The sequence below is a fragment of the Metabacillus idriensis genome, assembly GCF_009674765.1.
Classification (GTDB): domain Bacteria; phylum Bacillota; class Bacilli; order Bacillales; family Bacillaceae; genus Bacillus_P; species Bacillus_P idriensis.
Map to the genome: position 1 here is coordinate 618,293 of NZ_WKKF01000001.1, position 26,218 is coordinate 644,510.

Genomic DNA, 26,218 nt, shown 5'->3' on the forward strand with positions numbered 1-26,218 from the left:
TAACGTTCTAACAGGAACAAAAAGACTGCAGACATTCCTAAATGACTGCAGTCTTCTGTTCGTTTATGATGTTTTTTTCATTGGAATCACGGTCTCAGGCTGCTTCGGATGTTTTTTTCGATATACGAATTTGGATAAGGTCACGCTGATTTCATATAAGACGAATAGAGGTACGATTACTAGAATATCTGAAATAAGATCAGGGGGAGTGATGAAAATAGCAATCAGTGTAAGTAAAAAGTAAGAGATCTTTCTTGCTTTAGTGAGCAGCATCGGGTTAATGACACCAATTGAGGTAAGAAACATAGCTATTAAGGGTATTTCAAAAAGCAAACCAAATGGCAGTGTTAGGTTGATCATAAACTTGAAATATTTTTCTGCAGTAAACATGGTTTCAAATTGCCCTGCTGATAAGGAAAGTAAAAAACTTAGGACAAGCGGATAGACGACAAAATACCCGAATGACAGACCCGCAATAAATAAAGTAAACAACCCTGGAATGTAGGCTAACGCCGTTTTCCGTTCCTTTACAGTTAATGCAGGTTTTACAAACAGCCAAGTTTGATAAGCAGCAAGCGGAATGGTGAGTGCGATGGCAATGATCCCTGAAATCATAAAATAGACCCACAGGATTTCACTTGGTCCTAAAACAGCTAAGTCATGGCCTAGATCCCGAACCAGCCATTCGTATATTTCCTGTACATAAAGAAATGAACCGAATAATAGAATGGTAAAAAACACGAAGACAAAAATTATTCGTTTTCTTAGCTCTCCAAGGTGATTAACAAAAGATAACTCATTATTATTCATATAAGCTTCTCCCTTTTTTGAAATAAGAGGAAGATGCAAACTTTGTGTTTACATCTTCCGGAATTTTTACTTAGTTTGGCTGTTATCTTCTTTTTCGTCTGACATGATATCCTTTGCTGAGTTCTTAAATTCTCTTAATGTATTTCCGAATGCACGGCCGATTTCCGGTAGCTTAGATGGTCCAAATACGATAAGAGCGATAATCAGAATAAGGATTAGACCAGGGACACCTATATTTTGCAGCAAGATAATTCCTCCATTTTTTTCAATTTTTTTCTGGCTCTTTTCGTAAGGTATGCTGCTTTTTAGCAGTCAGTAAAAAATCGGGTTTTGGATTTTTTACAGTATTCATCGTATCTATATTAATAACCGTATCAGCCAATCTTCGGAAAAGAGCACGACAGGACTTCTATACGTAAACAATATCAATACGGAAAACGACAATCTTTTCGAAAACAGCCTTTTTATAAGAATTAGCTGTTCGGCATTTTTTCCTTCTCTTCCGTATCTAAAGGCAGAGGATTCATACTTTGATCATTCGCAGTTAAATCAATTCCATAGTCCTTAGCGAAAACCATATGTGTTTCAACAAGTACGCCTTCTTTGTTTTCATCTAAATTGAATACTCGAGCTCCGCGAAGTCTATTTCTTTGAGCACCTGAAAGTCCGTAAGTGCCAAAGCCTGTGTTTCCGGCGTATCCAAGCAGAATTCCATAATAATTGCCGCAGTATGTGTTCACATGATCATGTCCGCAGAAAACTCCTTTAACGTCTCCACGCTCTAGCATGGCTGAAAATAAACCGCCGTTTACTGGTCCAGGACATTCATCTTCATTTCGTTCTCCAACAATTTGGTGTTTTGCCACTGCAAGCTCATGGCTTGCTTGTGTTCTTACATCTACGCCTCCATGCCACATAAAACGATGCTCCCATAAAGGAATATGTATGAACACAAGTGAAGGTACTTTATAACCGTACTGCCTTTCAAGTTTTTTAGATTGTTCATAATACCAGTTCACCTGATTAAAACGGAGCCAGTCCCAAGTCGGATATCCCTTAAAATCTTGCCCGGCGATTTGTGATGGAGCATATCTGCCGCTGTCAAGCAGCCATAGGTTGAATGCAGCTTTATTGCCTTTTGAATGTCTAATGACGAGGTTCATGTTACCTGTACCAGTTAGGCCTTTTTCACCTGGCTCGTTCATATTATATTTGTAAGTCATATAAAATTGAAGCATCGCTTTTTCGTCCATTCCGCTCTTTGGAGTGGAATCTTCATCATGGTTTCCAAACGTAACCGCCCACTTAATTCCTCTTTTTTCCATCGGTTGAGCAACATTATTCAGGGCTTGCTTCATTTCTAGTTCTGAATCACAGCCTGATGAAATATTGTCACCGTTCAGTACTACAAAATCAGGTTTTTCAGAATCAAGGACTTTTTCCATCAGTTCAAGTGTCCTGCGATCAATTCGCTCATCATCCTGAGTATCGTTAAATTGAACGACCTTAAACTTTCCATTTGAGTTGAAGTGAAGCTTAGCATTTGGTTTTTTTTCAGCATGTACAGTGTTCGTCAATAAATTCCCGGGAAGCCCCGTAGTCGCAAGTGTTAAAGCGAGTGTACTCATTCCGCCTATTTTTATAAAACTCCTTCTGTCTAATCCCTTTTGCTGATCTTGATTACCCATAAAAAAACCTCCAATTTTTTAATAGATTGATTAGCATAACAATTGAAAAGAGCAATAGTAATGGAGAATCATTTATGTAATGCTGCAAGCATTCACTACGTAAATGGAGATGGCGCCACAATCCCCGTTAGCTACCTATTCATCATAAGATAGAAATATTGATAGATTATTAAACAAAACAGCAATGTAAGTAAATAAAACAAAACAAAAAACAAAAAAACAAAAATAAATGGCTTGTTTCGCATTAAAAAGAAGTTTATTAGAATTTTTTATGAGATAAAAGCCTGATGAATCGCAAGAATAGACTTTTGAATTCGTTTTCATTTTTGATTAATTTTACAAAAGTTAATATTTTTACAGTCTATTATTTATATTCCTTTCTTATAATGGGTTAATCCAAAACAAACCAAAACAAAATGGGGGAAGGAAATGAAAATGAATGAAAGATATAAAGCGATAATCAGAGAACTGGAAATGAAAAATAAAATTGGCGTAGCAGATATAGCTATAAAATTAAACGTGACGCCTGAAACAATCAGAAAAGACTTGAGTTCACTCGAAGAGAAAAAGAAATTGCGCAGAATTCATGGGGGAGCCATCCAATATCTTGGTGTGATTAAAGAGCCTCATTTTAATAAGAAAGTCGGGATCTTTCATCCTCAGAAAAAAATGATTGGAGAAGCTGCGGCGACTTTTATTATGGATGGAGATTTAGTAGCACTTGATGTCGGCACTACAATTTTTCAAATTGCAAGTGCTATTAAAGACGTCAAAAATGTAACCATCGTGACTAATTCTCTGGCAGCAGCTGAACTATTAAATAGCCGGATTGAAAACAGGTTATTTGATGGAAAAGTCATTGTCCTTGGAGGTACTGCCAATCCTCTGCAGCGTTCAATCAGCGGGTCCATAACCAATAAGTTATTGGAGCAATTTTATTTTGACAAAGCCTTTATTTCATGCGGGGGAATAAACAAGGATGGAATTTGTGATTTCAATGTAGAGGAAGCAACGGCTTCTTCTATTATGATGAAGAGATCAAGACAAACAATTGTTGCAGCTGATTCTTCTAAACTGAATCAAAGGGCTCTTTTCCATATAGGGCCGTTCTCTGCAATTGACTGTCTGATTACTGATCAAAAAATGCCGGTTGATTGGTCTAAAGATCAAGTTTTTGGTGATGTAGATTGGATAACTGTAGGTGACGCCAATGAGAGTTGATTATCATGTTCATCTGGAAGAAGGTCCGTATACATCGAATTGGCTGAAAAAAACCTATCAAAACCTTTTAATGGGACAGCATTCGCCAGAAGAAAAAACCTCGAAACAATGGGCTGCCCAATCTGTGCAAAAGTTATCTGAAAGGTTGACAAAAGGTGCTTATGATCCGATCTGGCTTGATTTATATCTTGAAAATGCGAAAAGAAAAGGGATCAAAGAAGTCGGGATTGTTGATCATTTATATCGATTTACAGATTGCCGGATATATTTCGAAAAAAATATGATGCTTGATGAAAGTCCGATTGGCCGCGTACAAAAGCGATGGTTAGACCTGGTCATGACAGAAAGCTTAGATCATTTTGCGGAATCTATTACAAGAAATAAAGAAAAATGGGCAAAGCAAGGTGTTCAATTAAAGATAGGAATAGAAGCAGACTACTTTGAAGATGAGGAAGAGGATTTATCCGAATTGCTTTCCAAGCATGATTGGGATTTTATTAATGGCTCTGTTCATTTTGTCAATGGATGGGGATTTGATAATCCAAAAACAACTGATGAGTTTGAAAAGTATGATGTAAATTTCTTATATGAAACCTTCTTTAGAATCGTGGAAAAGGCAATCAGAAGCGGCTTATTTGACTATATTTCGCACCTGGATAATATTAAAGTCTTTGGCTACCGCCCAAATGATGATCTTTTGCTTACCCTTTATAAAAGGATAGTAAAAGCTTTAAGGGATATGGATGCAGCAACAGAGGTTAACGCGGGTTTATATTATCGATTCCCGGTAAAGGAAATGTGCCCGAATGAACCATTTCTTGATCTATTAATTGAAAATAAGATACCATTGCTCCTATCCTCTGATGCCCATTTTCCAGAAGACATAGGTGCTTTCCTAGATGAAAACATAGAGATGCTGATTAATAAAGGGGTAAAAGAAATCGTTACTTTTGAAAAAAGGGAACGAATGATGAAGCCTCTTTCGATAGAGGGATCTTCATTGAATATCCTGCGTTAGAACAAAAAGCAGAAAAAACACCTGAAATCATAATTATTGGGTTCCCTTTTGTGAGGGAAATCCCAATATCACACTAGAGTTAACGCAGATTCGCACATTAAATTGCACCGCTTTTGCGGTGTTTTTTTTGCACAAAAAACTCAGTCGTAATTTGAACTGAATGTACTGCATTTTAAAAAGTTACTCCATTAAAGTTCCTTTTAATGGAATAGTGCTTCAATTAACAAATGTCCATATATCAATTTAATATGGCTTTTTTCTCATAGATTGTTGTTTCTGTTGTGAATTCGCTTTGCAAGATCGGTTTTGGCGCACTAACTTCGAAAGTTGGTTATGATAGCCACCGATAGCTGAATAACTCTTTTACCCAGACCGAGCTGTAGATCTATCAAAGGTCAGTGCAAGTGCTCTGGAGAGTTTTTCAGCCGCATAGCCGGAGCTTTTGTTATTCTGATGAAGACTTGAATATTATGTTAGAAGATATTGAAATCTGCAGGAAATTAGGTGCAGCTGGAGTTGTATTTGGTGTTCTTACAAATGAGAAAAAAATAGATGAAGAGAAGCTTACTAAGTTAATACAAGCTTCAAAAGGGTTAGATATTACCTTTCACCGCGCGTTTGACGAGGCCAATCATCTCGCAACAGCTCTAGGCGTGCTTCAGAAGTACCCTGAGATAACTAGAGTACTCACATCAGGCAGCAAAGAAAAAGCTACAGAAGCAATAGAAGAGCTGAGTCAGCTAGCAGATCTATCAGCCGGAACGGGTCTTTCCATTATGGCAGGATCAGGGTTAACACCTCAAAACTTACCTGCCTTCTTAGAAAAAGTGAACGTGAGAGAAGTTCACTTTGGTTCGGGAATCCGTTATGAATCAAATTATAGTAATCCTATCGATCCCATTCAAATAAAAGCGATCAGAAAAATCGTAACATGACGAATACAAATAGAAAGCTGCAGCCATTTTTTAAATGTCTGCAGTTTTTTTGTTTCTGATCGTTTTGGTATAACAAAACATCTGAAATCAAATCAGGGGATTTTTACAATTCTTTTAGTAACAAAACTTTAATCATCATCGAATAAGGATATTTTCAACCACAAATCTTTGATTCATAAATTTTCATCAGGTCTCATTAATAAATCCAAGCATAAACTTTAGTAACGCTTAATAATGGCAGGTGTTTTCCATGCATGAGATGTCGCTCATGTCAGAAATTCTAAAGATTGTTTCCCAAGATGCTGTTTTACATGGGTTCTGCAACGTGACGCAAATAGAAGTCATAGTCGGAGATTTATCGAATGTGCTTCCGGATGCTCTTGAGCTTGCGTTTTTTCATCTGAGGAAAGATCCTGTCAGCTTTCCTATTAATGAAAAGACCGAATTACATATTATCCGGGAACCTGCGCTGTCAAAATGTCAGACCTGTCATCTTGAGTTTGAACCAGACTATCAATTAGCACGATGCCCAAGGTGCGGCATTCCAGATTGTCTGCTCATTTCTGGGGAAACGTTCAGGGTTGATGCTTATGAAGGGAGTGAGGAGCATGAAAATTAAGATTGGAGAAGATGTGCTGAAAGATCATCATACAGCAGCTGAATTTAATAGGGAACTCTTTGAAAACAGCAAAACGCTTGTAATAAACATAATGAGCTCCCCTGGTGCCGGCAAAACGACTTTACTTGAAGAAACGGTTAAAGCATTAAAAGATGACTATTCTATTGCAGTGATTGAAGGCGATTTAGCCACAGACCGGGATGCAGAGCGCCTGCGGCTGCTTGGAATCAAAACGGTTCAAATCAATACTGTGGGCGGGTGTCATCTTGATGCAAGAATGATTGCTAAAACGCTGCCGGAATTTGAAGGGCTTGATCAGTTTGACCTTCTGTTTATTGAAAATATCGGCAACCTCGTTTGCCCGTCAGGCTATGATCTAGGACAGCATTATAAAGTAGTTGTCCTGAGTGTGCCAGAAGGCAATGATAAAATCCCAAAGTATCCAGTGATGTTCAGGCGGACAGATCTCACTATCATTAATAAAGTGGATCTCCTGCCCTATGTCTCTTTCAATCTTGAAGAAGCAAGGCGGGATTTAGAAGCAATCAATCCCCAGGCGCTGTTTAAAGCTGTTTCCGCAAAGTCTGGAGAAGGTATGGATGACTGGATAAATTGGATAAAGGACGCTCATTTCCAATGCATCAAACAATAAAGATCATTGTTAAGGGGAGGGTACAAGGGGTCGGCTTCCGCCCCTTCATCTATTCACTATCTAAAAAGTATCAGCTTACAGGAACCGTCCAAAACAACGTTGATCATGTCATCATTATTTTTCAAGGACAAGAAATTTCATTAAAAAAAGCGGTAGATGATTTGAAAATGTCTCCGCCTCCATTATCAAGAGTGAAAGAGATGTCGATTCATCAAGTTCCCCATTCTGACTATAAAAAATTTTCGATAGCTGCAAGTCAAATAAACAGCCATTCCTCTCTCCCATGGATAGCAGCGGATGCGGGTATTTGCAGACAGTGTTTAGAAGAAATGAAAGAGCCGTCAAATCGCCGGTTTCAGTATCCATTTATAAATTGTACTCAATGCGGGCCGCGATACACGATTATTAAGGACTTGCCCTATGACCGTCCCCAAACTACGATGAGCACATTTAAAATGTGCGAGGAATGCCGGAAAGAATACGAAAATCCGTTAAATCGGCGTCATCATGCACAGCCGATTTGCTGTTCAGAGTGTGGACCTGCGCTTATTTTGCAGAATCAGCAGACAGATATTCTGGCTGAAAACCAGCTCGCAGTCAGTCAAACAATCGATCTTTTAAAAAGCGGATCGATCATTGGTATAAAAGGAATCGGCGGCTACCATTTAGCATGTGATGCCACTCAAGAGGGGCCCGTTAATCAAATCAGGTTCAGAAAAAAACGGCCGCAGCGTCCGCTTGCCATCATGGTAAAGTCTATCGAGGCAGCAAGAGAGCTGTGTCATGTATCAAACCGAGAAGCAGAATTGCTTACAGATCCAGCAATGCCAATTGTTGTCCTGCAGAAGAAAAAAACGTGCGTATTACCCGAAAATCTTTCACCTGGTTTATCTACTTTAGGAATCATGCTGCCTTACACGCCTTTACATCATCTTCTGTTTGAAAAAAACAGGCTGGAATATCTTGTCATGACAAGTGCTAATCCATCAGGTCTTCCCATAATTTATAGAGAAAGTTCATTAAATTGTTTAGAGGAGATGTGTGATTACTTATTAACACATAATAGACAAATCTATCTTCCAATCGATGATTCTGTTGTTCAATGTGATGGGGAAAAGCTGATGTATTTACGGCGTGCCAGAGGATTTGTTCCTGATCCCATCAAAACGAATTCGAAAGTTGATGGAATCATTGCCCTCGGCGGAAATCAAAAAAATACGTTTGCTCTCGGAAAGCAAGATCATATTTTATTGAGCCCGCATATAGGCGATTTAGATAATGAAGAAATGATTCACTTCTTTGAAACACAGCTTGATCATTTTAAAGATTGGCTTGGCATGAATGAGACGTCTATAGCTGTCGATAAACACCCTCATTATGCAGCTCATCGAATGGCTGACAAACTAAAAGGTCAATTGGTACCTGTCCAGCATCATCATGCCCATCATGTGTCCTGTATGGAAGATAACGGACTTGTGGAGCCATGCTTTGGCCTGATTTTGGACGGAACAGGTTACGGAGAAGATGGTCAAATTTGGGGTTTCGAGTGCTTGTATGGAAATGCTGATTCTTTTGAACGTCTGGCTCATCTGCACTATACCCCGCTGTCTGGAGGAGAAAAAGCTGTTAAGGAACCATGGAGAAATGCTGCGGGAATGCTGCTTTATTACTGGCCGGAAGAAGGCAAAGATTTAGCAGTGAATCTATTCCCGGGCAAGTCAAACGAAATTGCCGTCATCGAACAGATGATTAAAAAACAAATCAATACTCCAATGGCAGGAACGTGCGGCCGGATTTTTGATGCAGTGAGTGCCATCCTCGGCATTTGTTTAACATCCACATATGAAGGTGAAGCAGCCATTAAATTATCGGATTATATGAATGGACCCCTAAGGGAAAAGACGGACGAATCATATCCTTTTCATCTTAAGGCGAACAAGGATAACCTGCTTCAGCTTGATTTATCTCCCATGATCAAAAAAATCATTCAAGACCGGCAAAATGCTGTCCCGCTTGAAAAAATCATCCAAATCTTTCATCAAACGATTGTTAAAAGCTGTGTCCAAATGGTTCTCACACTTGCAAAAAAGAGATCGGAATTAAATAGAAGTGTGGTTCTCTCGGGAGGTTCCTTTCAAAATAGGTTTCTAGTTAAAGAGATAGCCAGTTGTCTTCAAAAGGAAAGCTTTCATGTTTATTCCCATCGAAAAGTTCCATGCCACGATGGCGGTTTAGCTTTAGGACAATTGATAATCGCTTCAGTGGCTGAAAGAAATCAAAGGCGGTGAATTCATATGTGTATAGGAGTACCTGCAAAAGTCATCCAAATAAGAGATGAGTCAGCGCTGGTAGATGTTATGGGGTCTAGAATGCATGTCGGAATCTTATTTGTTCCTGAGGTCAAGGAAGATGATTATGTTCTGCTGCATGCAGGGCAGGCAATGACTATTGTTGATGAGGAATATGCCAAAGAAAGTATTGAGGAATGGAGGAATGTATTAGATGGAAACCATGGACATCTTTTCTGATCCACTCTTGACTCGTCATTCGCTTGAAGCTGTTAAAGAGTTAGCAGGCAAGTTTAAAGAAGAAACAGGAAGAATGCCGGTCTTTATGGAAGTATGCGGATCACATACAATGGCATTTGCCAAGACAGGAATTAAAACTGGATTAAAAGACTGTGTGAAGCTGATTGCCGGTCCAGGCTGTCCGGTATGTGTGACAGATCAAAAATCGATCGATGCCATGATTCAGCTATCTGAAGGAACCGGGAGAATTCTATGTACCTTTGGTGATATGATGCGCGTGCCTGGGTCTAAATTTACCCTGATGAAAGCTAAAACAGCAGGCAAGGATATCAGGGTTGTATACTCTCCGCTTGATAGTGTGAAAATTGCGGAAGAAAATCCCGATAAAGAAATCATCTTTTTAGGAATAGGTTTTGAAACGACGATTCCGATTCTCGCTCTTGCCATTCGCGAGGCAGAGCTGAAAAAGCTAAAGAATTACTCCATGTGGATGACAACTAAGCTAGTAGAACCTGTATTGAGAGCGCTCCTTGATTCTGGTGATGTCAAATTGGACGGGTTTCTTTTGCCCGGGCATGTATCCGTCGTTTTAGGAAAGCAGAACTACAGTTATTTATCAGAAGAGTATAATATTTCAGGCGTAATTACTGGATTTGAACCTGTTCAATTACTCAGCGGCATCTATAAATTGCTGCAGCTTTTGCTTGAGAATAAGACCGATATACTGAATGATTACACCTATTTGGTAAAAGATCATGGCAATCCTGCAGCTCAGCGTTTAATGGAGAAGTATTTTGAACCCTTTGATGAAATATGGCGGGGGATGAGCGCGATACCAAAAAGCGGATTAGTGCTTAAAGAAAAATATGCCCAATTTGATGCGAAAAAGAAATTTACGGTTTCAACAGGGGAACCAAGAAAAACAAAATGCCGCTGCGGTGAAATCATTCGGGGATTAATCACACCGGAAGAGTGCGTGCTTTTTGGGAAAAGCTGCTCACCATCCAATCCAATTGGACCTTGCATGGTATCTGCAGAAGGAACCTGCGCTGCTCATTACCAATACATGAGGGAGGAATAGACATGGTTCAGCGAATCAGTTTGGCTCACGGAGAAGGCGGGGAACTGACTCATCACCTCATACAAGATGTATTTATTCAATTATTCGGCCATTCAGAGCAAACACAGCTTGATTCTGCTGTTCTTGCCTTTCCCTCGCAAACAATCGCAGTCACAACGGATAGCTTCGTAGTAAATCCCCTATTTTTTCCCGGAGGAAACATAGGGAGGTTAGCCGTAACAGGAACAGTTAACGACTTAGCTGTTTCAGGGGCAATACCTCTTTTTATGACAGCGGGTTTTATTATTGAAGAAGGCTTTCCTCTCAATGACTTAAAAAAGATTGTAAAGAGTATGGCAGCAGAAGCTCTAAAAGCCGGAGTGAAAATTGTTGCAGGCGATACGAAAGTAGTTGAAAAGGGAAGTGCAGATGGTTTATTCATAAATACAGCTGGAATCGGGGAGATACGGGATCATCGGCTAAAATCTGAAGAAATCCGTGAGGGAGATTGTGTGATCATCAATGGAACCATTGGGGATCACGGGATCTCTATACTCAGTGCACGCCAAGAACTTGGGTTGTTGACAGACGTGAAAAGTGATTGTACCTCGTTAAACCAGCTTATTCATGAACTCATGAAGGAAATCGACGGCATTCGGATCATGCGGGATCCTACCCGCGGCGGATTGGCGACAACTCTAGTAGAACTGTGTGAAGACTTTCACTTTACTGTTGAGTTAGATGAAATCGCAGTTCCGATTCGTAAAGATGTTAGAGGTGCATGTGATATTTTGGGCTTTGATCCTCTTTATCTGGCAAATGAGGGAAAAGTCGTGATAATAGTTGATGAAAATCAGAAGCAAAAAGTACTGACTATTTTAAAGAACCATGAAAATGGTCAAAATGCATGTGTGATTGGCCAGGTCACATCCTGTCAGAATCAAGGCGGTAAACTACTCCTGAAAACCCCTATAGGCACAACAAGACGCCTGCATCGGCTCGCGGGCATGATTTTACCTAGAATATGTTAGGGAAGCTGAATCATATGCATTAGAGAGGATGAAAATGTGCCTTAAGGAGAGAACATCATGCAAAACACCGAATTGCTCAGAATGCAGCTGAATGACCTTATTGCTCAGGCGCGTTATGACATCTATACCATGTCGAACTTGCGGAATCCAACAGCGAATCAGCAACATCTTCAGCGATTATGGAATACACTTTCAATGATTTCCTTCCACAGTAACCAGATGGCAAATCAATGTATGACGAATAATCGCTTTCTAATGTCAAATCAGGCACCTTACCCTAATCCATCCATCTCAAAATCACGGCAGCGTACTTTTACAATTGGAGAATTAGCAGTCAATGACGGGAAAAACGGCAAGCCTGCCTATGTCGCCGTTAATGGCACCGTTTATGATGTCACGAACAACAGAGCATGGGCAGCTGGCACTCACTTTGCTTTAACTGCAGGTAAAGAATATTCAGCAGAATTTGCCTCTTGTCATGCCGGGCAAGAAGCAATATTAAGCACGCTTCCAGCCGTGGGGAGGTTATCATCATGAAACAGCACATATTGCCGCCGGAGCCATTAACGAACGAAGCCATAGCCGCAAGATTAACCAATACAGCAATGAACAGCATCAATAAGGGGCTAATCAAGAAGAAAAATCTAGTTTATTTAGAGCTGAATGGGTGTTCGGGAAATATCATTTCGTTGCTGAACGGACAAAATCCAGATTTTGAGTATACCTTAAATTCAATGGTTAACCTTCGCTATAGTAATAGTTTAATGGCATCAGAAGGAGAGCGGGCTGTTGAGAAACTGATGAAGGCTCTGGATGAGGGAGACTATATCCTAGCCGTTGAAGGCGCTGTTGCTTTAAAAAACAATGGCTTATACAATATCATCGGAAGCTGGCAGGGAAAACCGCTCACCGGTCTACAGGCAGCAACAATGCTTGGAGCGAAGGCATCACATATTTTAGCAGTAGGCGCATGCGCCACACACGGGGGAGTCTCTGCTGCTAAACCAAATCCATCTGAATCTGTCGGCCTTCAAACCGTCCTTCCTGATGAAAAAATGATCAAACTGCCGGGTTGCCCCGTTCATCCAGACTGGTTTTTGGGGACATTAGCTCATCTCCTTTTATACGGCGAACCTGATACAGATAAGCTAGGTCGTCCGCTGATGTTTTACAGCACGCTTATCCATGACCGCTGCCCAAGACGGCCATTTTTTGACCGCGGTATTTTCGCAGAAAAATTAGGGGATAAAACATGTCTTTTTAAGCTCGGATGCAGAGGTCCTGTAACAAGGGTAGATTGTCCAACGAGACAATGGAACGGACACGTGAACTGGCCGATCGGAGATAACACGCCATGCATAGGCTGTGCACAGTTTGGGTTTCCGGATGCAATGGCTCCATTCATAAGCTTTGACACGACAAGGGTGGTGGATGATGAGTAAAAGAATTGTTATTAATCCTTTGACGCGAATAAGCGGTTTTATGGAAATTGATGTTCTCGTGGAAAATAATAAAGTGGCAGATGCCAAAACAAAAGGGAATTTATTTCGGGGATTTGAGCAAATGTTAGTAGGGAGAAATCCGTTTGATGCAGTTTATTTCACACAGCGAATATGCGGAATTTGCTCAGCAGCACATTCGATGGCCTCATCATTGGCATTAGAAGATGCACTAAACATAGAACCGATGGAACAAGGAAGGTATCTTAGAGATATCATTCATTGCTGTGAGTTTCTGCAGAATCACATTCGCCATTTTTATCAATATACGGTTCCGGATTATGTGAAAATTGAACAAAATTCTCTTTTTCTATCAGACCATGGCGATTTTAGACTGCCCAAAGCAATAAATGACAGGATTTCAAACCATTACTTCGATTCACTTGCGATAAGCCGGTCAGCACATCAAATGCTGGCGGTATTAGGGGGGAAGGCTCCACATAATCATGGCGTATTTATTGGAGGTATTACGGCGCAGGCAACAGCAGAAAAAGTCGTTCATATTGACTCCATTCTTGAGGAGATCATCTTATTTATAGATGAAAAAATGATACCTGATGTATATGAGATTGCCAGGTATTATCCGGAGTACTTCCGATTAGGCGGTGGATACGGCAATCTTTTGACCTATGGTGCCTTTAATGATTATAAAGAGCTGGGAACGTTATATGTCAATCCTCTGGTATCTGTTCTCGGTACTGTAGAAGCTTTTAATGAGAACAAAATCACGGAAAAAATTGATTACTCCTATTACACAGCAAAAGAAAGCACATACGGGCCTGATGCAGAGGTGCCTGAGCCTGACATGGATAAAGAGAAAGCATACTCCTGGGTAAAAGCGCCAAGGTACAATAATCTTCCCTTTGAAGTTGGCCCGCTGGCGAGATTAATCTTAAGCGGTTCATACAGCAATGGAATATCAGCCATGGACCGGACAATTGCCAGGGCACTTGAAGCGAAAAAAATAACAGAAATTATGAAAATATTATTAAAAAAGCTTATCCCGGATGTAGATGTTCAAAAAAAATATGAGCTTCCGCAAACTGCATCAGGAAAAGGGCTTGTCGATACAACAAGAGGCGCTTTAGGGCATTGGCTTAAAATAGATGATAAAAAATTATCATACTATCAAATTATCACCCCATCAACATGGGATTTTTCCACCAGAGATGAAAAGGGGTACAGAGGCGTTGCAGAAGAAGCGTTAATCGGCACACCAATTGAGAATCTTGATAATCCAGCTGAGATTGGAAGAATCCTTCGTTCCTTTGATCCATGTATGTCTTGTGCGACACATGTATACATTCCTGGAAAACAAGTTAAAACCATTAAGGTGTTTTAATGGAAAAAATCATCGTATTGGGGATTGGAAATCAATTAATGATGGACGATGGAGCTGGAATCTATCTTACAGAAGAGCTGTCGAAGCTTGATCATGATCCAAGCATCGATTATAGAATAGGTGAATCAGATATTGATTATTGTATCGAAGTGATTGACGGAGCATCGTTTGTGATAATTCTCGATGCTGTATCCTCCGGCAAACAAGCCGGACAATTATCAATCTATCCTCTGGCAGCATTACATGAACACAGGACACTTGATATCTCTCCGCACAACCTTCATTTATTTGAAGTGCTGTATCAGCAAAGAAAAACGATAAAGGGATTTCTAATAGGTGTGGAACCTTATCAAATTGATTTTCATATAGGTCTGAGCGACATGCTTACAGAAAAATGGGATGAGATTTTAGAGGAGACAAGGAAGGCGATCCGGGAATTAATAAAGGAAAAAGAGGAAGTGTAAAACGTCACTGGATTAATGGAAGGCGGGCTTACGCCTAGCTATGGATTAATTAGAAGTGTCTGCAGCGGATTAACGATTCCGGTGAATGTGATGATTCGCGCATCAAATATTACCTTTCACCGCGTGTTTGACGAGGTCGATTATCAGGTCACTGCTTTAGGTGTTCTTCAAAAGTACCCTGCCATATCTAGAGTACTCACATCAGGCAGCAAAGATAAAGCTACAGAAGCAATAGAAGAGCTGAGTCAGCTAGCAGATCTATCAGCCGGAACGGGTCTTTCAATTATGGCAGGATCAGGGTTAACCCCTCAAAACTTATCTGCATTCTTAGAAAAAGTGAACGTGAGAGAAGTTCACTTTGGTTCGGGAATCCGTTTTGAATCGAATTATAGTATCCCTATCGATCCCCTTCAGATCAAAGCGATCAGAAAAATCGCAGAATAGAACTGTATTTAAAAAAGCTGCAAGCATTAATGCCTGCAGCTTTTTTGTTCGTTTATAATATCTTTTTCATTAGAGCTAGCTTGTTACTTAATTTCAATTGCAGAAGCCTTGTTGTTCCAATCCGAAGCCATATTAGCGGTTTTGCCATACCAATCGGAATGTCTAAAAAGCACTCCTCTGCCGTAGCCTTGAGATGAAGTATGCTCCCACAGAGTCGTTGAATAACTTGAAGAAGGTGAAGCTGTGCTTAAGGAGGAAATTCTGTCATTCCAGCTAGAAGGCAGATTTTTAAAGCCGTCTCTCCAATAAATATACGCGCCGCCTTTATTTTTATAATCATAGAAATCGGTACAGCATGGTCCGGTGCCCATGATCCCGGCTTTGTTTTCAAGTCGCTGTTTATCTTTTTCGATAAAGGCCTCCAAGGTTTCCCTGCTTGTAAATCCATACGCCAGCCAATCGCCATTTTTATTCTGTTTAGGCAAAACCATGGTGATTTTTATGTCTTCATTTGCGGTTTTGTCATTCATTTCTGCGGAGTTCACATCTTTTCCATCAACGTTTAAATAGTGGAACGATTTAATCATATAATCATTCGTCTGTGTGTTTCCGGCCGCAGCAGTCACATTAGAAAAGGAGAAAATGGACAATAAACAAAGAGAAACAGCTAAGACAAGACTGTAAATCTTTTTCAATTTAACCACTCCCTATTCATAAATTTAATACAATTTAAATATAATAGATCCCTATTTTTTCTTGAAGATTCAAAATAATCATTTTATTCATAGACTATATTACCAATTTTTTACATGGAATAATATTATAAGCCAGCTGAAAAAATAGGGAAACAATCAAAAACCCCGGTATAAGCGAACTCTATTCTAATCAATCTCTATATTTTTTAGTCTAAAGTAGGACAATATGATATTCTGCCAAAATTTTCATTCTCAACAAACCGTTGGTAATGTCTCACTCGGAATAAAAAAATCTAAAATTAATAGTCTTACAGTAAAAAGATACTACATAAAACAGTTCTTCTACATAAGGGCCAGATTGTGGAGGAAAGTGAACAATACCAATATTAGTTTATTTAGAATGCAATCGAGATAGTAAAGGTTTACCTTAATCGATTGGGTAGGTTACTTGAAGAAGGTTACATCGGGCGGGGGAACGTATGCAGCGCTAATGAAAAATGCAGTGGCTTTCGGTGCGCTTTTCCCTGGAAAGGTAGATAGCTCTCACCAAATTGATGAATTTATAGAAATCGATGAATTTAATTAAAGCGACAGCCATCTATGCCAAAGCATTATATCAATTAAGCCACTTATAAAATTAAAGGTGAGGTATGCGGTTTAGTCAACAGGCAACCTGAAAAATAAAATGTACCCTATAGAGTAGACTCTTAGAAAAAGGTCTGCCCTATAGGGTACTTTATTTGTCATGATGAAGGAATAAAAACTGGATGAGTCGAATAAATCATAGTGATGTTGGTTTTTCTGTATTTTCAAAATAAATGATTGGAGTAGTTTTTTTCGTTATATGGCCGACAGTCGAAAATGAAAGTTATTTTATGCGTATGAATGGCTTTTTTGAAATTGATTGAGGATTATTGTTATCGTCACCCGGAAATTTCGGATTATCCTGCCATGTTGGAGAGGATTAGAAGCTGGAGAGAAAGGTATGTCCAATATGGAAGGGACCACTTGGTTTTGGTTTTTACCTTTTTAGGTCCGATTAATTTATACTATAGTCGGATTTTTTCTTGTCTTTTAACTTTGAAAAATACACTAAACAGTGAGGAGATTGGTTTTATGCAAGTTGTAGCCAACATGTTTTTAGAACAACTCGACATGCATTACAATGAGAATGAGTGGTTTGCATCCATGGATCAGGCGCTTCATGGAGTCATCGCAGCTGAGGCAGCATGGACAAGTCCGGGCAGCAATTCAATTTGGCAGATTGTCAACCACTTGATATTTTGGAATGAAGACGTGATCCATCGAATTAAGGGCACAGAGAATCCGCATAAGCCAGAAACCAATGAAGAAACCTTTGGGAAACCGTGGGATCCAGAAGACGAAATTGGGTGGACCCAGACAGTGCAGCGCCTTAATGAAGTCATGAATAAATTAAAAACGGTCATTGCAGACCTGGACGACGAAAAGTTAAAAGCTCCGTATGCAGCTAACAGGTACTCTATTGAGCGTTTACTCAGCAATGTCATGATGCACGATACATATCATCTCGGTCAAATTGTTCTATTGCGAAAGCTGCAATCCTCTTGGGGTGGCGTTGATTGGTCCTAAAGCACCATAATTCAGCGACCTTCCTCGTCCAGCCGTAAAATCAGTATTGACGGTGTGAAGCCCTTTTCATTCTTTCTGGTGAAGCGGTTGATTTTATGGCTAAACGGGTGTGTTAGTCAAATAAATTAGAACTATTGCAGAGCGATCTTTCTCATATTTCATTGTTCAACAGTCGGGCGCTTTTCTTAAATAAGAAGGCGTCTTTTTGCATGTACAACACATTTAGGGATTGAGTTTAATGAGGTGTAAAAAAAGATTGTGAAGTCCTGTACTTAAAGTAAAGGGGCTTTAATGGAATAACCTAACAACTCAGATCAATAAAGAACTGAGTTTTATTAAGCAAAAAAGCACCGCTAAAAGCGGTGCGAATTAGCGTGCTAATTCTAATGCTATTCACGGTGCTAAATACCGTGTATTTTCAGGTTTTCCTTCCCAAAACGGAACCCCTTAATATTTGATCAGAGGTGTTTTTGCAGAGATTTTGTTGATTTTCTAAGTGCCAGCTTCGGCTCCATCAGCTGAGTAAGATTGATAGAATCTGGGTGTTCAATTAGAGAAAGTAATGATGTGACCATTTTCTCAGCTAATTGTTCGATCGGGACACCAACACTTGTAAGCTCTGTTTCAAGGCTTGCCATCTGCGGAATATTATCATAGGAGATAACAGAAAGGTCTTCAGGAATTCTGATTTTGAGTTCTTTGGCAGCACGCAGAACCCCGACGCTGATATCATAGCTTCCGCTGATCAGGGCTGTTGGCTTGCTTGTTTTAAGCAATTCTTTTGCTGCAAGATACCCATCATACCAGCTCAGTCCTTTAGTATTGCCGATGCTATTTTCATGAACAGTCAGACCGGCATTTTCCATAGCTTCATAGAACCCATTCAGCTTCTCAGTTTGCCGCTTATCTCCGGGAGTGGCATCCCCAATATAGGAAAGACTCGTATGTCCCAATTCTATCAAGTGGCTGACTGCCAGGTGAATGGCTTTTTTATGATTTACGTCAATGATCGGGTAAACATGATCCCCTGATACACCGTATGAAAGGATCGGGATAGAAGAGAAGACATCTGAATGGAGCATGGTTTCTCTGCCTTCTTCAAAAATCATGACACCGTCCACTTGGAATCCTTTGAACATCCCAATGGCCTTATCTGCTTCATCCACTGAGAGAATCATAAAATAATTTTCAGCTGTTACAAGTTCATTTATCTTTGAAACAAGGGCTGTTAGAGCAATCCGGTCAATTGCAGGCCACACAAGTCCAATCGTTCTGCTTTTTTTAGAGACAAGGTTTTTAGCGGCAAAGTTAGGCGTATATCCGAGCATACTTGCTGTTTCAAGGACTTTTTTCTTCGTTTCAGGCTTAACAAGCGGGCTGTTATTAAGCGCCTTTGAGACAGTTGAATAACTGACTCCAGACTCCCTTGCGATATCTTTAATCGTCACACTCATTTTAAATCCTCCAAAAGGAATTGTTGAAAATTTTCGGAATACATATTATACTGAAAAATAACAACGTTGTTACTTGTAGTATAGTATAAAAAGCTGAAGAATAACATGCTTTTTGATGAAAAATATCAACGTTGTTATTTTGTGGATAAAAATAACAACGTTGTTAATTAAAACTCTTTTCGTAATTTTTGTTGCTTTAAATGTAGATATTTAAAACCATGAGTGGATTGCAGCGGAAGGAACTTGACTCCTGTGGGAAAATAGAGGGAAATGGGAGACCCCACAGGCAAAGCCGGACCGCGGAAAGCAAGTTCCTGGAGCGGAAAGGAACGGACAACATTGTATCATCAAAAACAACATTCTATGCGAAACAGCCTTAATTAAAAATGTAACCGTTAACAAAGGGGCAGTATACTTTCAGGAGGGATGGGAATTGAAAAAATGGATGGCATTTATGGTGATCTGCCTGCTTGCAGCCGGCGTATTGTCTGCATGCGGCACACAGTCATCAAGTGATGGAACGATTACAATGAGGCTTGCACATAACCAAAGTGAGACACATCCTGTGCATAAATCGCTGACTGAGTTTGCGAGATTAACAGAAGAGAAGACAAACGGTGAAGTAAAGATCGATCTTTATCCGAATGGACAGCTTGGGGCGGAGCGGGAAGTCATTGAACTGACCCAGACCGGAGCTGTAGATTTATCAAAGGTCAGTGCAAGTGCTCTGGAGAGTTTTTCAGAAGTCTACTCTCTTTTCAGTCTGCCGTATTTGTTTGACGGACGAGATCATTATTACAAAGTGATGAACAGCAGCACGGTTAATGGCATCTACGAATCTACGGAAGAGATCGGGTTCAGGGGACTTACTTTCTATGACGGGGGTTCAAGGAACTTTTATACGAAAAATAAACCGATCATGCATCCAGACGATCTGAATGGCATGAAAATACGGGTACAGCCAAGTGCAACAGCCATCAGGATGATTGAGCTGATGGGAGGTTCTCCTACTCCGATGTCTTTCGGCGAAGTCTACACCGCTCTGCAGCAGGGAGTAATTGACGGTTCGGAAAATAATGAAACCGCTTTAACGGATAACAACCATGGAGAAGTGGCAAAAGAATATTCCTACAGCGAGCATGCCATGGTTCCGGACATTCTGATTATGAACCAGGCGAAGTGGGACGAATTGAATGCAGAACAGAAAAAGGCCATCAATGAGGCTGCCCGCGAATCGTCTGCTTTTCATAAAGTTGTTTGGGAAGAAGCGATTGAAAAATCGATAAAAGATGCCAAGGAAAAAGGCGTGACATTCAGTACGCCTGATAAGGAACCCTTTCAAAAGGCGGTTCGGCCGCTCCATAAAGAATTTGCCGAAAAAGAGTCTACAGCTGAGTACTACAAAAAGATCCGTGAAGCTGCTGATAAGGAATAAACAGGGGGAGGAACTGAGATGCAGAAAATAAGAAAAACAGCCGATCAGACCATAGCGTTTATTACATGTACCATGCTTGCATTTATGGTGCTTGTGGCGGTATGGCAGGTTTTCACAAGGTATGTACTGAACTCGCCAAGCATTGTATCTGAAGAGATTTTAAGATATTCACTGATTTGGGTATCCATGCTTGGTGCAGCTTATGCATTTGGGCAGAAGAAGCATATTGCGATTGAACTGCTTGCAGAAAAGCTGCCTAAAAACAAAGCTCTTCCTGTCAGCGTTCTCATTGAAGTGCTTGTCCTATCATTTGCTGTTCTCGTTATGGTGATAGGAGGATCCAGAACGGTAGCGATTACGATGGCCCAGTCTTCAGCGGCACTTGGCGTTCCGATGGGATACATTTATTTATCTCTGCCAGTGAGCGGCATTCTTATCATCGGATATAGTCTGATGAGTATCTACGAAGCTGTTGTTAAGAGAAAAGTAGAGTTATATTCAGATGATTTGGAAGCCGTCTCAAAAACTAGGATTGAAGGCTAAAACAAAGGAGTGATTGAAATTGACCTTAACTGCAGGACTCATCTTACTGAGTGTGTTTTTTGTCCTTTTAATAGTGGGAGTGCCGATTGCCATCAGTATTGCAGGTGCATCCATCGCTACCATGCTGATTTTGTTCCCGTTTGATGTTGCGGTATTTACCTCTGCTCAGAAAATGGTTACCGGCCTCGACAGCTTTGCTCTTCTGGCAGTTCCATTTTTCGTGCTGTCTGGGATCATTATGAACAATGGCGGAATTGCCATCCGTTTGATCAATCTTGCAAAACTGCTGGCTGGCCGCATGCCAGGTTCTTTAGCTCACACAAACGTGCTCGGAAATATGCTTTTCGGATCGATATCAGGATCCTCTGTCGCTTCTGCTGCGGCAATCGGAGGAGTCATGTCTCCGCTTCAGGATAAAGAAGGATATGAACGGACCTATTCAGCAGCAGTTAACATTGCTTCAGCTCCGACTGGTCTCCTGATTCCTCCAAGCAGCCTGCTGATTATCTACTCGCTTGTCAGCGGCGGGACGTCAGTTGCTGCTTTGTTTATAGCCGGATATGTTCCAGGCATTTTATGGGGCCTTGCTACAATGCTTGTTGCTTTCTTTATTGCAAAAAAGAAGAACTACCCAATTGCACCCCGGATTCCGTTTAGCCAGGGACTGAAGGTATTCCTTGATGCTATTCCAAGTCTTCTGCTGATTGTGGTTGTCCTCGGCGGGATCATAGCAGGGGTTTTTACAGCAACTGAAGGCGCAGCGATTGCCGTTGCTTACTCACTGATTCTGTCCATTATTTATCGAACGTTCAGCTTTAAGAAGCTGCCGAAAATGCTGCTTGAAACGGTGGAGATGACAGCCGTAATTATGTTATTGATTGGTACTTCCACGATTTTATCTCTGGTCATGTCTTTCACTGGTATTCCAGAGGCAATCAGCAGCGGTCTGCTCAGTTTAACGGACAGTCCAATTATTATCCTGCTGCTTATGAACGTGATTTTACTGATTATTGGAACATTTATAGACATTACACCTGCCGTATTAATCTTTACACCAATCTTTCTTCCGGTTGTTACAGCATTCGGCATGGATCCAGTTCACTTTGGCATCATGATGGCTTTTAACCTGTGCATCGGGAACATTACACCTCCTGTCGGCAGTGCTCTGTTTGTAGGCTGCAGCATTGGAAAAGTGAAAATGGAGCAGGTCATTAAACCGCTGCTGCCATTTTACGGAGCCATTATCGTGGTGCTTCTGGCAGTTACATTTATTCCGGAAATCAGCCTCAGCCTGCCAAAACTGTTTGGCTTATAAAATACAGCAGAGAGAAGGGTTTCATTCATGAGCATTAAAGAAAAATATCCATTCACATTAAAAAAAGAAGAAAACAATATCGTTGAATTTCAGCTTGAAAACGGAACGGTAAAAGCTTATGTGTTTGTTCTTGAAACGAACATTGTACGCGTTCTTTTTACGGAAGGAAATTCACTGAAACTAAAGCAAACATGGAGTATCGCACCCGGAATGGAAGACGTTCCATTTGAAGGAAGAAACAGATTTGAGACGGCGGGATTTTCATTGCCCGGCTATCAGATCAAGCAGGATGAAGACGCAGTATACATCGAGACAGATGCATTGAAGATGGACATTCAGCTGAACGGGTTTAAAGTAACCTGGTATACAAGAATTGAAAATAGCTGGATCGAAATGGCGAAAGACCGGGCGACACAGGCCTATCATTTTGAATATGCATCAGGCGGAAGACCTGCCCATTATCTCCAGCGTGACTTAGAAGAGCAGTATTTCGGTTTTGGAGAAAAAACAGGTGCTGTAGATAAACATGGCAAACGATACCGCATGCAGACAATTGATGCCATGGGCTATGATGCAGAGTACACGGATCCCCTTTACAAGCACATGCCGTTTTACATAACAAGAAATAAAAAAACGGGCGTATCCTTCGGCTTATTTTATGACAATCTATCAAGCTCTGTTTTTGAAATGGGCTCTGAGCTTGATAACTATCATGGTTTGTACCGCTATTTTCAGGCGAAGGACGGGGATCTTGATTACTACGTGATAGCAGGACCAAAAGTTCAGGATGTGACTGAAGCATTCGCATGGATGACGGGAAAAACCATCCTTCCGCCAAAATGGAGCCTTGGCTATTCCGGTTCGACCATGAGCTATACAGATGCACCTGATGCGCAGAATCAGCTGAAGCAGTTTCTTGAACTTTGCCGCGAACATGACATATTGTGTGACTCGTTTCAGCTTTCATCCGGATATACGTCCATTGGCGATAAACGATATGTCTTCACCTGGAATAACGACAAATTTCCAAATCCAAAGGAATTAGTGAACGACTACCATGAAGATGGTCTTAAACTGTGTGCAAATATCAAGCCTTGCCTGTTAAAAGATCATCCCTTATTCCATGAACTGGAAGAGAAAAAAATGTTTATTGAAAACCGTGAAACCAAGGATGCAGAGATGGCCCAGTTCTGGGATGAGACAGGGGCTTATCTGGATTTTACAAACAAGGAAACCTACAGCTGGTGGAAATCACAAGTAAAAGAAAAGCTGCTTGACTACGGGATTGATTCAACCTGGAATGACAACAATGAGTTTGAGATATGGAGCAAAGAAGCGGAATGTCATGGATTTGGAGAAAAAATCAGCTTTGATGCGATTCGTGCATTGCATCCTCTGCTCATGATGAAAGCTTCGTATGAAGCACAGCGGGAATACAATCCACAGCTTCGTCCTTATTTAATTTCAAGATCCGGCAGTCCGGGTATGCACCGCTACGTTCAAACATGGACAGGGGACAACCGGACAAGCTGGAAAACGCTGAAGTTCAACATCAAGATGGGAATTGGAATGAGCTTGTCCGGCCTTTATAATTTTGGTCACGATGTCGGCGGATTTTCTGGCCCTGCACCAGAACCTGAGCTGTTCGTAAGATGGATTCAAAATGGAATCATGCATCCGAGATTTACGATTCACTCTTGGAATGACGATCAAACGGTCAACGAACCATGGATGTATCCAGAGGTGCTGCCTGTTGTCAGAGACCTTATCAAATTCAGAACAAAACTTACGCCATATCTATACACAGCGCTGTACGAAGCGCATGCCAACTACAAGCCGATTATCCGGCCAACTTTTTATGAATTTGAGCATGATGAAATGACATTTGAAGAAAACGATGATTTTATGCTCGGAGATCACCTGTTAGTCGCATCTGTTGTAGAAAAAGGGAAAAAACAGCGGGACGTCTATTTGCCGCAGCACCACGGGGGCTGGTATGACTTCCATGAAGGAACATGGTTTGAAGGCGGACAGACGGTTACCATTCCCGCACCTCTTCATTATGTTCCCCTGCTTGTAAAAGGAGGAAGCATCCTTCCTGTTAATCTGGCGGACGTTTCATTTGCTGATAAACATAAAGATGAAAGAGGGTTTCTGTTATTCCCTGAAAAGGGCAGCAGTGAATCCGTGTACAGATTATATGAAGATGACGGCGTGACAGCACAATACAAAGAAGACTTCGCTTATGTGGCTGTCAAAATGAATACAACAGAAACAGAGATTCATATAAACGCTGAACTAGAGGGGAATTTCACTCTTCCCTATGACACAGCAGCATTTATTTTGCCGCAGGGTGAAAAAAGAAAGCTGATTATAGACGGTGCAGAGTATAAAAGCGGAGATCAAATCTATTTGAAACAGGAGGAAATCTGAAGTGAAAAAATTTATGGATGACGATTTTCTATTAGATTACGAAACCTCTAAAATTCTGTACCATGAGTATGCAAAAGATATGCCGATTTATGATTACCACTGCCATTTGAGCCCTGAGGAAATTGCAGGAAATAAGCAGTTTCGAAACTTGACGGAAATCTGGCTGAATGGTGATCACTACAAATGGCGTGCTATGCGTGCAAACGGCATCAGTGAAGAGTTGATTACAGGCAGTGCAAGTGATAAGGAGAAGTTTGATGCCTGGGCAAAAACAATGCCGTCCTGTATCGGCAATCCACTTTATCATTGGACTCACTTGGAGCTAAAGCGATATTTCAACATTGATTTGCCGCTGAGTGAAAAAACGGGAGACGAAATCTGGGAACGCTGCAATCAGCTGCTTCAGCAGAAGGATTTTTCTGCTCAGGAGATTATAAAAAAATCGAATGTTCACTTGATTTGTACAACAGATGACCCGGCAGATTCGCTTGCTTATCATAAGGAAATTCTAGCAAATGAAAGCATAGAGACAGCTGTGCTGCCTGCTTTCCGTCCAGATAAAGGCATTGAAATTGCACAGCATGGTTTTAAGGATTATGTAGAAACTCTATCTAAAGCAGCAAACATTGAAATTACCAGCTATCAGGATTTATTAGAGACTTTTGAAGATCGTGTTGCTTACTTTCATGAAGCTGGGTGCAGAGTCTCAGACCATGGATTCGAACATCTTTTCTATGAAGAGGCAACGCTCTCAGAAGTTTCAGCGATTTTTGATAAGGCTATTCATGGTCACTCCATCACTTTATCTGAAGAAAATAAGTATAAGACCTTTACGCTGCTTCATCTTGGGAAATTGTATCATTCTCATGGCTGGGTGATGCAGCTTCACATTGGAGCGACTCGCAATAACAATATGAAAATGTTTAAGAAAATAGGTCCTGATGCAGGATTTGATTCAATGAACGATTTTGAACTGGCAAAGCCGCTGAATCAGTTTCTGAATCATCTTGATAAAGAGAATGAGCTGCCAAAGACGATTCTCTATAACCTCAATCCCGCACATAATCCGATCATTGCTTCAGCCGCCGGAAATTTTCAAAATGAAGAAGCAAGAGGGAAGCTTCAATTTGGAACAGGCTGGTGGTTTAACGATCAAAAAGAAGGAATGATCCGCCAAATGACAGACCTTGCAAGTATAGGCCTGATCAGCAATTTTGTAGGCATGGTGACGGATTCCCGCAGTTTTCTTTCCTATACAAGACATGAATACTTCCGCCGCATTCTATGCAACTTAATCGGCGGCTGGGTTCACAAAGGGGAAGCACCAGATGATTATGAATTACTCGGTCAAATGGTCCAGGATATTTGCTATAACAATGCCAAAAACTATTTTGAGATTACTAGATAATCAGATGGAGGGA

General features: G+C 40.7%; 24 protein-coding genes and 2 pseudogenes. 21 read left to right on the forward strand and 5 right to left on the reverse strand.

The genetic code is table 11. The features are described from left to right. Nucleotides 1-63 precede the first annotated feature (63 nt). From tatC to GJU41_RS03085, 3 genes are all read right to left on the reverse strand, one after another. Nucleotides 64-810, reverse strand: a complete 747-nt coding sequence (gene tatC, locus GJU41_RS03075; protein WP_154317975.1) for a twin-arginine translocase subunit TatC — start codon at nucleotides 808-810, stop codon at nucleotides 64-66. Nucleotides 811-876: 66 nt separating this feature from the next. After that, nucleotides 877-1,056 (reverse strand): twin-arginine translocase TatA/TatE family subunit, encoded by a 180-nt coding sequence (locus GJU41_RS03080; protein ID WP_070875086.1) that lies wholly within the window; start codon nucleotides 1,054-1,056, stop codon nucleotides 877-879. Nucleotides 1,057-1,283: 227 nt separating this feature from the next. Next, nucleotides 1,284-2,498: a metallophosphoesterase family protein gene (locus tag GJU41_RS03085; protein ID WP_154317976.1), complete on the reverse strand. Its 1,215-nt coding sequence runs from the start codon at nucleotides 2,496-2,498 to the stop codon at nucleotides 1,284-1,286. 429 nt (nucleotides 2,499-2,927) lie between these two features. Here GJU41_RS03085 and GJU41_RS03090 point away from each other — a divergent pair, with 429 nt between their 5' ends. From GJU41_RS03090 to GJU41_RS03155, 14 genes are all read left to right on the forward strand, one after another. Continuing rightward, complete coding sequence (locus GJU41_RS03090; RefSeq protein WP_154317977.1) at nucleotides 2,928-3,719, forward strand: DeoR/GlpR family DNA-binding transcription regulator; 792 nt, start codon at nucleotides 2,928-2,930, stop codon at nucleotides 3,717-3,719. Next, nucleotides 3,709-4,737, forward strand: a complete 1,029-nt coding sequence (locus GJU41_RS03095) for a histidinol phosphate phosphatase domain-containing protein (protein ID WP_154317978.1) — start codon at nucleotides 3,709-3,711, stop codon at nucleotides 4,735-4,737. The genes GJU41_RS03090 and GJU41_RS03095 overlap by 11 nt, the downstream gene beginning before the upstream one ends. Before the next feature lie 404 nt (nucleotides 4,738-5,141). Further along, complete coding sequence (locus GJU41_RS03100; RefSeq protein ID WP_170292701.1) at nucleotides 5,142-5,672, forward strand: copper homeostasis protein CutC; 531 nt, start codon at nucleotides 5,142-5,144, stop codon at nucleotides 5,670-5,672. A 268-nt stretch (nucleotides 5,673-5,940) separates the two neighbouring features. Continuing rightward, a complete protein-coding gene (locus GJU41_RS03105) occupies nucleotides 5,941-6,291 on the forward strand; it encodes a hydrogenase maturation nickel metallochaperone HypA/HybF (protein WP_249042895.1) in 351 nt (116 codons plus the stop codon). Beyond that, nucleotides 6,281-6,943, forward strand: coding sequence for a hydrogenase nickel incorporation protein HypB (gene hypB / locus GJU41_RS03110; RefSeq protein ID WP_070875092.1), 663 nt, complete (start codon nucleotides 6,281-6,283; stop codon nucleotides 6,941-6,943). Before GJU41_RS03105 ends, hypB begins: the two co-directional genes overlap by 11 nt. Next, entirely contained in the window at nucleotides 6,928-9,231 is a 2,304-nt protein-coding gene (gene hypF, locus GJU41_RS03115) for a carbamoyltransferase HypF (RefSeq protein WP_154317981.1), read from the forward strand. The genes hypB and hypF overlap by 16 nt, the downstream gene beginning before the upstream one ends. A gap of 6 nt (nucleotides 9,232-9,237) precedes the next feature. Then, nucleotides 9,238-9,471: a HypC/HybG/HupF family hydrogenase formation chaperone gene (locus tag GJU41_RS03120; protein WP_070875094.1), complete on the forward strand. Its 234-nt coding sequence runs from the start codon at nucleotides 9,238-9,240 to the stop codon at nucleotides 9,469-9,471. After that, entirely contained in the window at nucleotides 9,446-10,552 is a 1,107-nt protein-coding gene (hypD, locus tag GJU41_RS03125) for a hydrogenase formation protein HypD (RefSeq protein ID WP_154317982.1), read from the forward strand. Before GJU41_RS03120 ends, hypD begins: the two co-directional genes overlap by 26 nt. Before the next feature lie 2 nt (nucleotides 10,553-10,554). Further along, the gene (gene hypE, locus GJU41_RS03130; protein WP_154317983.1) at nucleotides 10,555-11,562 is read left to right on the forward strand and encodes a hydrogenase expression/formation protein HypE; all 1,008 of its coding nucleotides are present in this window, start codon (nucleotides 10,555-10,557) and stop codon (nucleotides 11,560-11,562) included. Between the two features lie 57 nt (nucleotides 11,563-11,619). Further along, nucleotides 11,620-12,099 (forward strand): cytochrome b5 domain-containing protein, encoded by a 480-nt coding sequence (locus GJU41_RS03135; RefSeq protein WP_154317984.1) that lies wholly within the window; start codon nucleotides 11,620-11,622, stop codon nucleotides 12,097-12,099. Further along, nucleotides 12,096-13,004, forward strand: a complete 909-nt coding sequence (locus GJU41_RS03140) for a hydrogenase small subunit (protein WP_154317985.1) — start codon at nucleotides 12,096-12,098, stop codon at nucleotides 13,002-13,004. Before GJU41_RS03135 ends, GJU41_RS03140 begins: the two co-directional genes overlap by 4 nt. Then, on the forward strand, nucleotides 12,994-14,403 hold the full coding sequence (locus GJU41_RS03145; RefSeq protein ID WP_249042896.1) for a nickel-dependent hydrogenase large subunit: 1,410 nt from the start codon (nucleotides 12,994-12,996) through the stop codon (nucleotides 14,401-14,403). The genes GJU41_RS03140 and GJU41_RS03145 overlap by 11 nt, the downstream gene beginning before the upstream one ends. Further along, nucleotides 14,403-14,867 carry a hydrogenase maturation protease gene (locus GJU41_RS03150; protein ID WP_070875100.1) on the forward strand — a complete coding sequence of 155 codons (465 nt, stop codon included), beginning with the start codon at nucleotides 14,403-14,405 and terminating at the stop codon, nucleotides 14,865-14,867. Before GJU41_RS03145 ends, GJU41_RS03150 begins: the two co-directional genes overlap by 1 nt. Nucleotides 14,868-14,957: 90 nt before the next feature. Then, the gene (locus GJU41_RS03155) at nucleotides 14,958-15,311 is read left to right on the forward strand and encodes a copper homeostasis protein CutC (RefSeq protein WP_191559195.1); all 354 of its coding nucleotides are present in this window, start codon (nucleotides 14,958-14,960) and stop codon (nucleotides 15,309-15,311) included. 83 nt (nucleotides 15,312-15,394) lie between these two features. Here the strand turns inward: GJU41_RS03155 and GJU41_RS03160 are convergent. Continuing rightward, nucleotides 15,395-15,895, reverse strand: a pseudogene (locus GJU41_RS03160) (hypothetical protein); the annotation flags it as partial. Between the two features lie 568 nt (nucleotides 15,896-16,463). Here GJU41_RS03160 and GJU41_RS03165 point away from each other — a divergent pair. After that, nucleotides 16,464-16,641, forward strand: a pseudogene (locus GJU41_RS03165) (M20/M25/M40 family metallo-hydrolase); the annotation flags it as partial. 481 nt (nucleotides 16,642-17,122) lie between these two features. Then, nucleotides 17,123-17,617 carry a DinB family protein gene (locus GJU41_RS03170; RefSeq protein ID WP_070875102.1) on the forward strand — a complete coding sequence of 165 codons (495 nt, stop codon included), beginning with the start codon at nucleotides 17,123-17,125 and terminating at the stop codon, nucleotides 17,615-17,617. A 458-nt stretch (nucleotides 17,618-18,075) separates the two neighbouring features. Here the strand turns inward: GJU41_RS03170 and GJU41_RS03175 are convergent, their stop codons facing one another. Then, entirely contained in the window at nucleotides 18,076-19,071 is a 996-nt protein-coding gene (locus tag GJU41_RS03175) for a LacI family DNA-binding transcriptional regulator (RefSeq protein WP_070875103.1), read from the reverse strand. A gap of 433 nt (nucleotides 19,072-19,504) precedes the next feature. Between GJU41_RS03175 and GJU41_RS03180 the strand changes: the two genes are divergently transcribed. From GJU41_RS03180 to uxaC, 5 genes are read left to right on the forward strand one after another with little or no spacing between them, the layout of a single operon-like run. Further along, a complete protein-coding gene (locus tag GJU41_RS03180) occupies nucleotides 19,505-20,506 on the forward strand; it encodes a TRAP transporter substrate-binding protein (RefSeq protein ID WP_070875104.1) in 1,002 nt (333 codons plus the stop codon). Nucleotides 20,507-20,524: 18 nt separating this feature from the next. Beyond that, the gene (locus GJU41_RS03185) at nucleotides 20,525-21,049 is read left to right on the forward strand and encodes a TRAP transporter small permease (RefSeq protein WP_070875105.1); all 525 of its coding nucleotides are present in this window, start codon (nucleotides 20,525-20,527) and stop codon (nucleotides 21,047-21,049) included. Between the two features lie 19 nt (nucleotides 21,050-21,068). Next, nucleotides 21,069-22,364 carry a TRAP transporter large permease gene (locus GJU41_RS03190; RefSeq protein WP_154317988.1) on the forward strand — a complete coding sequence of 432 codons (1,296 nt, stop codon included), beginning with the start codon at nucleotides 21,069-21,071 and terminating at the stop codon, nucleotides 22,362-22,364. Between the two features lie 27 nt (nucleotides 22,365-22,391). Beyond that, nucleotides 22,392-24,797 (forward strand): glycoside hydrolase family 31 protein, encoded by a 2,406-nt coding sequence (locus GJU41_RS03195; protein ID WP_154317989.1) that lies wholly within the window; start codon nucleotides 22,392-22,394, stop codon nucleotides 24,795-24,797. Between the two features lies 1 nt (nucleotide 24,798). Next, nucleotides 24,799-26,205 carry a glucuronate isomerase gene (gene uxaC / locus GJU41_RS03200; RefSeq protein ID WP_170292702.1) on the forward strand — a complete coding sequence of 469 codons (1,407 nt, stop codon included), beginning with the start codon at nucleotides 24,799-24,801 and terminating at the stop codon, nucleotides 26,203-26,205. The last annotated feature ends 13 nt before the right edge of the window (nucleotides 26,206-26,218 follow it).